The organism is Sphingobacterium sp. DR205 (assembly GCF_011064245.1).
Taxonomy (GTDB): Bacteria; Bacteroidota; Bacteroidia; order Sphingobacteriales; family Sphingobacteriaceae; genus Sphingobacterium; species Sphingobacterium athyrii.
Map to the genome: position 1 here is coordinate 2,936,837 of NZ_CP049333.1, position 12,339 is coordinate 2,949,175.

General features: G+C 41.7%; 11 protein-coding genes. 3 read left to right on the top strand and 8 right to left on the bottom strand.

Annotated features, from left to right (window positions below; translation table 11 throughout):
* The first annotated feature begins 6 nt into the window (after nt 1–6).
* Nucleotides 7–786 (top strand): TIGR02757 family protein, encoded by a 780-nt coding sequence (locus tag G6053_RS12365; RefSeq protein WP_206531932.1) that lies wholly within the window; start codon nt 7–9, stop codon nt 784–786.
* A gap of 353 nt (nt 787–1,139) precedes the next feature.
* Here the strand turns inward: G6053_RS12365 and gap are convergent, their stop codons facing one another.
* From gap to sbcD, 6 genes are all read right to left on the bottom strand, one after another.
* On the bottom strand, nt 1,140–2,147 hold the full coding sequence (gene gap, locus G6053_RS12370; protein WP_108631928.1) for a type I glyceraldehyde-3-phosphate dehydrogenase: 1,008 nt from the start codon (nt 2,145–2,147) through the stop codon (nt 1,140–1,142).
* Between the two features lie 6 nt (nt 2,148–2,153).
* A complete protein-coding gene (locus G6053_RS12375) occupies nt 2,154–2,789 on the bottom strand; it encodes a redoxin domain-containing protein (protein WP_165306623.1) in 636 nt (211 codons plus the stop codon).
* Between the two features lie 233 nt (nt 2,790–3,022).
* The gene (locus G6053_RS12380) at nt 3,023–4,117 is read right to left on the bottom strand and encodes an AI-2E family transporter (protein WP_165306624.1); all 1,095 of its coding nucleotides are present in this window, start codon (nt 4,115–4,117) and stop codon (nt 3,023–3,025) included.
* A 259-nt stretch (nt 4,118–4,376) separates the two neighbouring features.
* Nucleotides 4,377–4,577 (bottom strand): hypothetical protein, encoded by a 201-nt coding sequence (locus tag G6053_RS12385; protein WP_165306625.1) that lies wholly within the window; start codon nt 4,575–4,577, stop codon nt 4,377–4,379.
* A gap of 82 nt (nt 4,578–4,659) precedes the next feature.
* Nucleotides 4,660–7,698 (bottom strand): SMC family ATPase, encoded by a 3,039-nt coding sequence (locus G6053_RS12390; protein ID WP_165306626.1) that lies wholly within the window; start codon nt 7,696–7,698, stop codon nt 4,660–4,662.
* Nucleotides 7,699–7,702: 4 nt separating this feature from the next.
* Nucleotides 7,703–8,908 carry an exonuclease subunit SbcD gene (gene sbcD, locus G6053_RS12395; RefSeq protein WP_165306627.1) on the bottom strand — a complete coding sequence of 402 codons (1,206 nt, stop codon included), beginning with the start codon at nt 8,906–8,908 and terminating at the stop codon, nt 7,703–7,705.
* Between the two features lie 223 nt (nt 8,909–9,131).
* On the opposite strand from sbcD, the gene G6053_RS12400 reads away from it, so the two are divergent.
* A complete protein-coding gene (locus G6053_RS12400) occupies nt 9,132–9,830 on the top strand; it encodes a prolyl oligopeptidase family serine peptidase (RefSeq protein ID WP_108631922.1) in 699 nt (232 codons plus the stop codon).
* Between the two features lie 59 nt (nt 9,831–9,889).
* Here the strand turns inward: G6053_RS12400 and G6053_RS12405 are convergent, their stop codons facing one another.
* Both G6053_RS12405 and G6053_RS12410 read right to left on the bottom strand, forming a co-directional pair.
* Nucleotides 9,890–10,651: a murein L,D-transpeptidase catalytic domain family protein gene (locus G6053_RS12405; protein WP_241254987.1), complete on the bottom strand. Its 762-nt coding sequence runs from the start codon at nt 10,649–10,651 to the stop codon at nt 9,890–9,892.
* Nucleotides 10,652–10,732: 81 nt separating this feature from the next.
* Entirely contained in the window at nt 10,733–11,752 is a 1,020-nt protein-coding gene (locus G6053_RS12410) for a L,D-transpeptidase (RefSeq protein WP_165306628.1), read from the bottom strand.
* Nucleotides 11,753–11,855: 103 nt separating this feature from the next.
* On the opposite strand from G6053_RS12410, the gene G6053_RS12415 reads away from it, so the two are divergent.
* Nucleotides 11,856–12,263 carry an NUDIX domain-containing protein gene (locus G6053_RS12415; protein WP_165306629.1) on the top strand — a complete coding sequence of 136 codons (408 nt, stop codon included), beginning with the start codon at nt 11,856–11,858 and terminating at the stop codon, nt 12,261–12,263.
* Nucleotides 12,264–12,339: the final 76 nt, after the last annotated feature.

Genomic DNA, 12,339 nt, shown 5'->3' on the forward strand with positions numbered 1-12,339 from the left:
GGGATAATGGCCGTAGATTTTAATTTAAAAGATTTTTTGGATAAAAAGGTTGATGAATATAATCAGCCTAATTTTATTCCCAATGATCCGATCTCCATTCCGCATCAGTTTTCTAGTAAGAATGATATTGAAATTATGGGATTCCTGGCAGCTATTATGGCTTGGGGACAACGTAAAACCATCATCAATAAATGTAATGAGTTGATCGGGAGGATGGATGGTACACCTTATGATTATATTATGAATCATAAGGATCAGGATTTAAAGAGCCTGCTCGGTTTTAAACACCGCACATTTAACGATACGGACATACTCTATTTTATTGCTTTTTTTAGGTACCACTATACCCACTTCGATTCATTGGAAGACGCTTTCCTAATGGGACAGGAAAGTGTTGCGGAGGTAGATTTGGAACAGGCGCTGAATGCATTTAAAACCTATTTCTTTTCGCTACCGGACTATCCGCAACGTACGCGTAAGCATATCAGCAGCCCGGCACAAAAATCCACTGTCAAGCGCATCAATATGTTTTTGCGTTGGATGGTCCGAAAAGATAACAATGGCGTTGATTTTGGTATCTGGAATCGGCTGTCACCAAAAGATCTTATCTGTCCATGTGATGTCCATGTGGAGCGTGTCGCACGCAAGTTTGGACTGATTACACTGGAAAAAGTCAACTGGAAGACTGCTCAGGAACTAACGGCAAACCTTCGTCTACTGGATCCAAATGATCCGGTAAAGTATGATTTTGCACTTTTTGGCTTAGGGGTGGAAAGGGAGCTCTAAAGTCCCTTCAAGTCCGTTGAACTCTGTTCAAGTCCCTTCAACTACCTTACTCCGGTACAGATATTACACAGATCTTGTACTCATATAGCAGTATTATCCCAACAACGGGGCATACGGCCAACAGGTACACAGGGGCGTGGAATGTCTTCTTCAGCATACTGATCGTCCGAAACATGTACTAGTGAGCTAGTCGTGATAGACCAATATTAAACAAAGGGAAAAGTACTTTTTCTGTATCTTATCTATGCTTGATCTATGTCGTTGATATGCATCCAATATGCATCTAAAAGCTGAAAATAAAGAAAGCCCGTATTTTTAAGATACGGGCTTTCTTTATTTTCAGCAGACAGATATTAAACGAGCTGGTCGATTTTGATCAAGAGGTCAACCAAACGATTGGAATAACCAAATTCATTGTCATACCAACCCACGACTTTTACCAATCCTCCCACAACCGAGGTCAACTGTGCATCGAAAACACACGAGTAGGGATTGTTTATGATATCGACAGATACAATAGGATCTTCCGTATAAAACAATACATTCTTTAATTCATTTTCTGCTGCAGCTTTGAATGCGCTGTTGATTTCTTCAACCGTTGTTTCTTTTTCCAAGGTACAGGTAAAATCTGTCAATGATCCGTTCAGTACAGGAACACGTATACCCGCGCCACCCAATTTATCCTGTAAATGCGGAAAGACGTTGGTAATTGCCTTGGCAGCACCTGTCGTTGTCGGTATGATCGCCGAAGAGGCTGCCCGTGCGCGTCTCAAATCTTTATGCGGTGCATCATGCAGATTCTGATCTCCCGTCATGGAGTGTACAGTCGTAATATATCCGTCTTTTATCCCCCAATTGTCGTCTAATATTTTGACCAAGGGTGCGACGTTGTTTGTTGTGCAGGAGGCATTCGAGAGAATGGAGTCGGAGAGGTCCACCGCATTGTCGTTGATGCCCAATACCACTGTTGGAATATCTTTGTCCGTCGGCGGAGCGGAGATGATCACTTTTTTCGCACCGGCAGTTAAATGTAGTGTCGCTTTATCGCGACTTGTAAAATGGCCTGTGGATTCAATAACAACATCAATATGTAAGGATTTCCAGGGCAGTAGAGCCGGATCTCTTTCATTGGTCACCAAAATGGGATGACCATTCACGATAATATGATCTTCATCGTGTGTCACCGTGCCACGGAAAGGCCCATGTACTGAATCATATTTGAACAAATGCGCCAAAGTCTGAGTATCAGCCAAATCATTGATGGCGACTACCTGCAGCTGGTCAAAAACATCACGCAGAAAAATATTGCGCAAAGTGTTTCTTCCGATACGTCCGAATCCGTTTATTGCTATATTCAGCATTTCAGCTTATTTATGAAATTGGCTTATCGCCTCATTAATATTTTTTTCACCTTCCCAATGTGCTTTTAGTTTGCCATCAGCACCGTAGACATAGTTTGCCGGGAATTGCGAAGGGACATGTATGCTTTGGATAAAGGTTTGATCTTTGTCTATCAACACCTCCACATTGGAGGATTTGGATAATTTGGGGGCAAAACTGTCGAAGAAGCCTAAAACCAATGCCGGATCATTCATGGAAATGTAGAAGATGTTTACATCTTTTAGACGATCGATATTTTTTTCAAGTTCAGTTGCTTCATGCTGGCAGTGGCTGCATCCCGGATCAAATAAAATAAAAACGGTATTCTTATCTTTCGCAAGGTTCTCATTGCTGACCCGTATACCTGATCGAAGTTGATAAAAAGTGAAATTAGGAAGAATTGCTGCCGGCTCTGACGACTGCGCGGGGGCCGCTTGCGCATGGTCATGGCCAGCATGATCGTGACCTGCGTGATCGTGACCAGCATGATCGTGACTATCTGCGGTATTTTGCGCTGTGTTACTTTCCGTACCAGCTGCCTTTTGACTGCCTTTATTGTCACATGAATAAAGCATGGCTGCAGCGAATACAGCGGCTGCTCCTAAGATTATTTTTTTGTTCATAGACTACCTTTGATTTTAAATCAGTTTCCGTGATTTTTTATTTTTTTAGATTCGTCAACAGGATGTGTTTTTTAACTCAACTTTAGCTGAACATCAGCCATGCCTCAACGATATCAATGAAGGATCAAAACTATAAAAAAAATGGGATTATGCAGTGTCTAATCTTAAGTTATGACAGTTTACTGGTTAAACATCGATATCACTGGCCACCGCCATTAGTCCCGGGATTTGTCTTACTCTGATCTGTCTCTGATGTCAGGTGGACTGTTTGGGTCTATCAGCGAGGTGGATTGGATGATTTCTGGTGTACCACGGCCAAATTCATTGCTATAGACTTTAAGGAGTACGCCCACGCAAGAAAGAATTAGAGGTCCAAATATCAATCCAAGCATGCCGAATAGATTTAATCCCAGCAATACACCAAAAACAGTAATTAAAGGATGGACGTCGCCAAGTTTTTTTAAGATCGTAAAACGAAGAACATTGTCAATACTCCCGATGATAATGATACCGTATAGTGCAAGTCCAATGGCATTGCCAGATTGTCCATTTGCCAAAAGAAATACAGCTGCCGGAAGATAGACCACCATTGTGCCTAAAATGGGGATAATGGTCGATACCGCCGTTAAGATGCCTAAAAAAATGGGGCTTTCAAGCCCGAAAATCCAATAGCCTACACCGGCAACAACACCTTGGCACATGGCAAGGATCGGAATACCGATAGCATTTGATTTGACCATCATGTCGAATTCTTTCCATAGTTCTGCTTTACTGCCAGTGGAAAATGGGATGGCATTATAGATGGTCCGTTCTAGCTCCTTGCTGCTTACCAACATAAAATAAAGTACAAATAAGGCGACCAAAACATTAACACCAACTTCGGCAACGGAATTCAGAATATTCGGAATAAACTTTGCCGCCCGCTGTAGTCCGCCCATCAAAGCGGTATCCGATAGATCAATGCTGCTGAGGTATGGACTATTCTTGAAATAGTTTTTAATGGAATCAAATTTTTCCATAATCTCATCTTTATTGCTGATTGCATCAGTTACCTGAGGGACCATATAATTGATCAGCAAGTAAAGCGGGCCGACCAGAAATACAATTGTGAGCAGAATTAATAAAAGACTTGCGAGGGATTTTTTCCATTTTCTTTCTTCGGTTAATTTAAAATTGATTTTTCGGAACAGAACATATAATGTTATCGCGCCCAAAAAGCCGGGAAGATAATAGAATAAACTCGTAAATATTAAGATGCATATCAGCAGAATAATGACGATAAGCATGATCTGGTTAATGGAATTGTTGTTTATCTGTTTGTATTTCATGTGTCTGGAATAAGTATCGCTCTAAATTTGTATGTATCGTATGACAATATTTTTCTGTAAATGTTTTATATTGTTAAATTAAATTTCCTTTTTAGAATTTCAATGGTTTTTTTTATTTCTTTTTCAGGTGGGCGAATCCAGTAAATAGGTGGCGAACACTATGCAGACAAACAACAATGTCATCTAACAGGCAGCGATATATATAAACGAGAAGGGAACAACGATCATTCCGCTTAAATAAATTGGATTTTTAGTATCGTTAATTCTGATTCTGTGGCATTAAAATTTCTTTTAAGATGCTCATAATATCATATTGCTTGACGAAGAGCACGGATCGTGCTGTCCGTTGCACAATGGATGGATTGGTATTTGCAGCAGCTGGATGAACGGTTGATTTAGCTGATTTATGAAAAAAAGGATGCGACCCTTTCCCTTTTCTGTTATTTGAAAATAAGCCCATAATCTTTCGTTTTTGGTTATGGCACCAGTCTTTTGGCTACCGGTGCTATCCCTAATTTACAAAATTTCCTTAAGATTTGCAATTAATTGATAAAAATTTGACTGCCCCGTTCTTCATCCTTTTCTATGGAAAGTGATAGTGGAATCCGTTCTTTCAACTCTTCCACGTGGGAGATAATACCTACGATCCGATTTTCTTTTTGAAGATCAAGTAAGGTCTCAAAGACGATATTGACGGAGGCGATGTCTTGGGTGCCAAAACCTTCGTCAATAAAAAAGAAATTTTTTGTGGCTTTGGTATTGGATTGTACACTTTCGGCCAGGGCCAGGGCCAGACTCAATGACACCTGAAAAGCTTGCCCCCCGGAGAGTGTCTTAACACTCCGGCTTTTTCCTTCATTCAGATAGTCGATGATTTCAAACTCATTGTTTTCATTGATCTGTAGACTCAGTTGGTTGCGGGTCATGCGATGAAAGCGGATATTCGCATGATCGCAGAGCTGACGTAAATAGATCGAAGATACATATTGCACAAACCCTGCACCCTTAAAGAGGTTAAAGAGCTGTTTTAGATTGTCATTACGCAAGTTTAACGTTGCTTGTTGTTGAAGTAAAACCTCCTTTTTCTTATAAGCAGTTTCCAGCTGATGCAGCTCCTGCTCGTATTTGGCAACATTCTCTGTGAGCACTTTTAGCTGATGGGAGCTTTCTTTCAAAGCATTCTCCTGCGCGATGAAAGCTTCCTCATCGTAAACTTGATCTGTAAGCTTTTCGTCCAGCTGCGCGATTTGGGCTTTGAGGGTTTCAAACTGGATCTGAAACTGTTCCAGTTCTGCCCGGATCTGTTGTACAGGAAGGTTCTCCGCCAAAGTCTCTTTGACCTGATCTATTGTGTCAAATGTAGAAGTCTGTAGCAGTTGCCCAAGCGTGGTTTCGGTTTGAAGGGCCTCAGCTTTTATTTTGTCAATCCTTTCAAGAATAGCTTGTACCAAGCTATTTTGTGCTGCAAATTGGCTGTTTAATCCATTTAACTGCTCCGTTAAGGTATTAAAATGCTGTTCTATCTGCAGATTTTCTGCTTTCAGCGTCTTGTACTCACTTTCGATGGACGTCTGTTCCAAAGACTGGTAATCTGACCATTTCAAATGTTTTAAATGGCCCATATTTTGGTTGATTTGAGTTTGTTTTCGCACTTCATCAACTTCTAGCTCATTTAGTCTTTTGTTAGCCCTTTCAAGCTTCTTCTCAATATCGACCAAGACCAGCTGGTGGTTGGTCAGCATGTGTTCCGTCGCTACGATCTGGGTTTCAATTTTGGTAAGTTCTTGTTTTTTTTGTGTATAAATTGACGCATCTGTACTGCTGTAATCTGTCCAGGTAAATTGAAGTAGGTGGCTGGATTTAAGGGATTCGTTTACCTGACTTTTTACATTAAGGTCATTTTTCTGGGCTTCTAGTGACTGCAGTCGGAGCAGGAGTTTTTCAAACTCAAATTTTTGATCAGTCCTGGATTTTATATTTGCGGTAATTTCCGTGATCGCCTTTTGATTATCGGCGAGCTCCTGGCTAATGTCCATATGCTCAGCGATGGCCGGGTGTTCCAGCGCTCCACATAAAGGGCAGGGGGAACCCGCACTTAGATTCTCAGCAAATTGTGTCAGCTTCTGCTGTAACAAAAGATGTGCTTTCTCGTCGTTTAGTTTGGTAAGTCTGCTTTCAAGCGTTCGTAATTCACTGTTATACTTGGATTCAAATTCGAGGGCATCAAATCCGCAGCTCAGCAAGTTGTTTTTCAGGTCAGCTATTGCGGTCTCCAGTTCAAGAAGTTGCTGATGGAGTTCAACCTCTCGCTGAAGGATAGACTGTTGCTGAGTATACCACTGGCCCAGCTCCATCAGTTCATTGGCCGATGGTCGCGATTGTTTTAGATCAAGGAGCAAGGCTTCTGTATCTCGGATGCTGATTTTGCATTGCGTCTGCTGCTCTTTGGTCTCCAGGACAAAGTTTCGCCCTTTCTCAGCACTTTCTTTTAAAACTTTTATTTCTGCCGAAAACTGGATCAGCTGCAGAATGAGCTCCAGATCCAGTTCACTTATTCGCCGTTCTGCTAAGCGGTCGTACTGGGGTCTAATCTGTTGGAGTTGCAGCGACAACTGTTGGGTAAGCTTTTGGATTTCATTGGCTTTCGTTTCTTCGTGCTGCAGCCTGCCCTGTTCGTGAACTTGTTCCTGCCTCAATTTCTCCTGTGCCTGGAGGATATGGTAGAAATTTGTCCAGGCCTCTTCAAAGCGTATCATGCGCTGACGTAAATGTTCTTTTTCTGCCCGCTGGTTTGTCAGCTGCTGAAATCGCGTCTTCATTTTATGCAATTCCAGAAAATCTTCTTTCAGATTTTTAAGGGCCTGGAATTTCTCCAGAAGGATCGTGTTGCTATCTTGCACCTGGATGAAAGATTTACGTTCTTCAAGCAACTTGTCCTGCATTGCCTGGATGCGGTCGCCGTTGATCTCTTCGAAACCGATCAATTGACCGTTGAGCTGATCCAGCTCGGATTGGTTTTTTTTATATAACGTAGCGACTTTGTCCTGCAGGTCGAAGCGATGGAGCTGAAAGATTTCCTTCATCATATCGGTGCGTTCTTTTGCACCCAGTTCAATAAATTCCTTAAACTGTCCTTGGGGGATAATGATCGTTCTTTTGAAATTTTCGTAGCTTAATCCTATGATAGGTTGTACGTTACTGCTTTCCAGCGGAATCCATTCTTCATTAATGTTTTCGTATAATACTACCGTTGGCGATTTGACATCCTCAAAATTTTTGGAGTTTCGTTTAAATTCCCGGGTGGCCCTGAACCTGCGGTTTTCGAAATTAATGAAATCCAATTCGATATACGAACGGTTTGATTTGAGGTTCATCATATTATAAGCACGTTTATCCCGTGCATTTAATCGCTCCGTTTCGCCATATAAGGCATAGGTAATTGCTTCCAAAATTGAAGATTTTCCGGAACCGACAGCGCCAAAGATCCCAAAAAGGCCAGTTTCTGTCAATGCTGAGAAATCTATTGTCTGACGTTCCTGGTATGAATATATACCTTCTACAATTAACTTTAAAGGGATCATGGGCTTAAGAATTTAGTATTTCGCGAAAGAGGTTAAGAATGTCTTCATTGGGCGCCTGGTTGGCATTTTTGGATTTGAAATAATCGGTAAAGAGCGTGGCGATATCTTGGGTCAGATTAATTTCTTTTTTATCCAGCGTATTTTGTTGATCATGTTGAACAACAGGGATTAAATAGACGATTCCTGAATGCGTCTGGTAAATCAGTTTACGGTCCTCAGCTTTCAGGAATGTTTGCGATTTTAGCGTTAACTCCACGAATGTTTCGGGATTTTCGGACAGCCAGGTGATACATTGGCCAATATCCGTAAATGATTTTCGGACCAGTGATTTTCCCTGACGGAGTGCAATTTGGTCGTATGTGACGTCTTCGCCAGGTACAGCATTGACGATGTTCACATACTTTGTCTGTCCCGCTTCAGCAAAACTATAGCAAAGCGGTGATGAAGCGTATACAACAGGCTTTTGCGCGGAACCGATATTTTTGAATCCGTGGATATGGCCCAAAGCCGTATACTGAATCTGATCGGGGATAGATTCGGAATAAATCAGGTCAGCATTTCCGATTTTAATGGGTTTTTCTCCATCAGGCTCTTCGATCAGCGGGGTGCCAATTTTATTCATATAGAGGTGTGCCGTCAGAATATTGACACCCCTGTCGTCACAATAAGCTTCAGCCAGCTTTCGCCAATTTTCTGCGAGCGCTCTATTTAATTGAACTTCTTTCTCTTCGCCGAGATATTGTTTGAGCCGGATCTCGTTGGCATAAGCTGTGTGGAGTATTCGGATAGGATAGTCGTGGCGGTCAATATGAAGCTCGATAAAACCCTTGTCCGTGTGGGTGACAGTGAAACCTTCGGTAGTAAATGGTGTAACAAGTGCATTGGGATGACCGATAAGGATAATGCCCGATGCACGGGCTAAGGGATCCGGTGCGTCGATCAGATTCGGCGAATCGTGGTTCCCGGCAATGGCGATTACAGGGCGCATACCATTTTTTGCCAGTCGCTTGATGGTTTTGTAAAAAAGCTCGATGGCTTCTACACCGGGATTGAAGCTGTCGAAAAGGTCACCTGCAATAAGCACCAGATCCACCTCTTGTTGATCAGCTATTTGGATAATCTCTTCCATGACCAAGTGTTGTTCATCCATGCGGGAAAAGCTGTCCAATCGCTTTCCTAAATGCCAATCGGCAGTATGAAGTATTTTCATGATGAGCCCTTAATTTTTACCAGATAGTACAAACTAAGATAAATTTAGACGGATATGCAATTATAATTGCATATCCGTCTAAATTTATGCTGGCGTAGCTTTAAACGGTGTCGCTGGATACTACTGAAATGTTAAAAGTTGTTAAAAGCGGTCGGTAAAAATCATTTAATTGTATTTTTAGTCTTCCAAAATTAAGCTAAGTAATCGTTGATAAATTAAATTTATGCGTAAAATTTACCTCTGTTTATGTGTTTTCTTTCTGTTTTTTACGAAGTTAAATGCACAGGAGATACAAGCAATCAAAGGGGAAACTGCTTATCCTTTTTTATTGAAAGATGCCGATAGGGATACTGCGGAATCTGAAAAGCAGCCTGTTTTTGTGTTTTTGCATGGGCGGAGCTTATCGGGTACAAATTTAGATCGCGTCAAACGCTATGGGGTGTTATATGCAATCAATAAGGGGCAGGAGGTGCCCGGAATTATTGTCGCTCCCCAATCCCGCGGCGGTTGGGATCCGGATAAAGTGATCGAAATTATAGATTATGTTATCGCACATTATCATGCTGATCCTGATCGTATTTATGTATGTGGAATGAGTATGGGAGGCTATGGTACCATGGATGTTGCCGGAAAATATCCGGACCGTATTGCGGCGGCCGTGGCGATTTGTGGGGGTGGATCGAGTCAATATGCTTCCAACCTGAGCCAGGTGCCAATTTGGTTGCATCACGGAACGGCTGATCGTGCTGTACCAATTTCAGAGTCCAAAAAAATTATGAATGCCATAAAAAAGGCCGATCCCGATGCTGATGTGAGCTTAAATGTGATCAAAGGCGGAACGCACGGCAGTGTCGAACGTTTATTTCACGATGATGCGATTTATGACTGGATGTTAAAATTTAAGAAAAAGCATAAATCCTAAGGTTTACAAATGGGTATTATAAAACAAAAAGGCTGATGTTCATCAGCCTTTTTGTTATTTTAACCCTCATCTGCATTTTCAAGCCGTTGTTTTCGGCTGAATTGCGCCATTAATACATTCGGTTGATGGATGATATGGGTTTTAGCTAGATAATCGGGATTATCTGCATAGATAAAGAGCAGGGTGCCGTCTTTAATGGTATTGATAATTGGGCCCGCATATTCACGGGGTACGGCAGGACAGCCATAGCTCTTACCCAATCTTCCCAGGCTGGATATTGTTCCTGTGCTGCAATAGTCTGCACCATGCATGACCACGTACCGTGCTTTGGCATTGTCATTTATTCCTTCCTCAAGACCATTTAATACCAGTGAGTAGCCATTTTCCCCATTATAGGTATTTTCGGTCATAAAAAATCCCAGCGAGCTTTTTAAAGACTCCTGTTGATTTGAAAAATTTGTGGCATAGTTTTCGCCACTATTTTTACCGTGTGACACCAAGGTGTTAAAAAGCACCTTTTTGTTCTCCAGATCAAGCACAACAAGTCTTTTCTCCGTGGATGCCAAGGAAAAGTCAATGACTGTCATAATAGCTTTGTTGTGAATGGATAGCTTTTTTCTGCCTTCCATCGCTTGTCGAAACGCCTCGTATTTTAATACAGGGCTTAAATTCATTTCATCATATAAAGAATCAACTTCCGTACGTTGACGTTCTACATTTATATGATGGGCATTGGTCTGTTGAACTGTTGTTTTTAAATCTTCTTTTGACGACAGTGCTGTATTTAGTGCCATCAAAAGAAACATAAACGTATTTCCCATTCTCCTCCTTTTCTGTGTAGATGTTTACAAAAATAATTATTAAAGTTAATACATATTTGATTTACAGAATGTTAAATATTGTTAATCAATAACGATGACCAGTGAGGAGAGGTCTTTTGACCGTTTATAGACAAATTGGGCGTGAGATGACGCATTTCTGACACACATGTGTGACTTGGGTGTGGTGCCCAAACTTTCACTATATTCGATGATGCTGCCCTTGGGGTTATTGACCGGTACCCCGTGGATATAGGCTCCGGCGGTAAATCGGGTAGCGTAAGGGGCAAAGCCCGCATAGGTGCGTGTGCCGTCTTCGAAATAGAACATTTTTGATTTGTGTTCCTGTACAACAAAAAGTCCTGTCGGTGTTTCCTGTGCGTGTGGAGGTTTGTGGCGGCCGCTGGTGACCGGGTTCATGCTGCGGATAAGCCATTCTTTGCCCACTTTTTCCAGTGTGCAGATGTTTTGGTTTTTAACATCGACAACGTTAATAATGTTAAACTGCACACTATCGCTTATCAGGCGTAGATAGCGTTTGGGGACAGTGTATTCTCCTTCAAATGAAACACCGGCGATAGGTACCCGGGCGAGGGTATCTGCTCCTTTGACGCGGACTAGCCATCCGTCACGTCCATAACGAACCGGCTTATCCGTAATCGGGTCGTATAACGGGGCGGCTTGATAGCGAGCCACATTGAAGCTGTCAGCAACGCGTTTGTATGCATCTCGTTTGAAATCTTTAATCGTAGGAGCTTCTCCTTTTTCATTCTGATAATTCTGAAGAACGGCATAGCGCGAAGGAGTCTGCTGGAAATTTTCAACGAAAGCCAGCTTTTCCTTTATTTTATCCCACTGAAAACCGCGTGTAGTATCTTTATAAGGGTAGGTATCTTCCAACGTGTACTTTTTGTAGAGCAGATCTTTTTTGATAACAATATCTTCTGCAGTGACCATCTTCGGCTTCTCCTCCTGTTTTTTGTCGGGGACAGCTTCCTGATGCTTAATTGGCTGTTCTTTTTGTACTGTGCTTTTCTTTTCCTGTTGGCATGCCAATGCCAGAAATAATAGGCTAAATACGATACACGTTAATCCTTTATTCATATATGGGCTATATAAATTATTGTTTTATTCTTTAAATATAAGAATAAAACACATTTTTTAAATGATTGACAAAAAGTTAGTTTTGTAATTTCAAGTAAAAGGTATGCATAAGATTGTAATTTGTTCAGCAATGATGATCGGTCCGGATGGCGATCTGCTGATGGTGAGAAAAAAAGGATCTTACTATTTTCAATTACCCGGTGGGAAGATTGCTGTCGGTGAAGATGATGTGACAGCATTGGTCCGGGAACTCCGGGAGGAACTGCAATTTGACGCAAGCGGTACGCCCTTACAGTTTATTGGGCAACATTGTACACAGGCCGTGAATGAGATAGACACCCTTGTGGAGGGGCGTATCTATCTGATAAAACTCGACGCTCAATTTACTTTTCTGCCGCAGGCGGAATTGGAAGAAGTGCAATGGATCAGAAAAGATAACTGGCAAAATTATCAGCTGGCACATCTGGCGGCAGAGTTTGTCGTGCCCAAGTGGCTATCCGGGGATTTTTAAAGTAGCGTAGCTTGATGTGAACAAATTAAGGCTTTGTTTGTTAGTGCTTTATCAATTAATAATTAATAGACGAAGG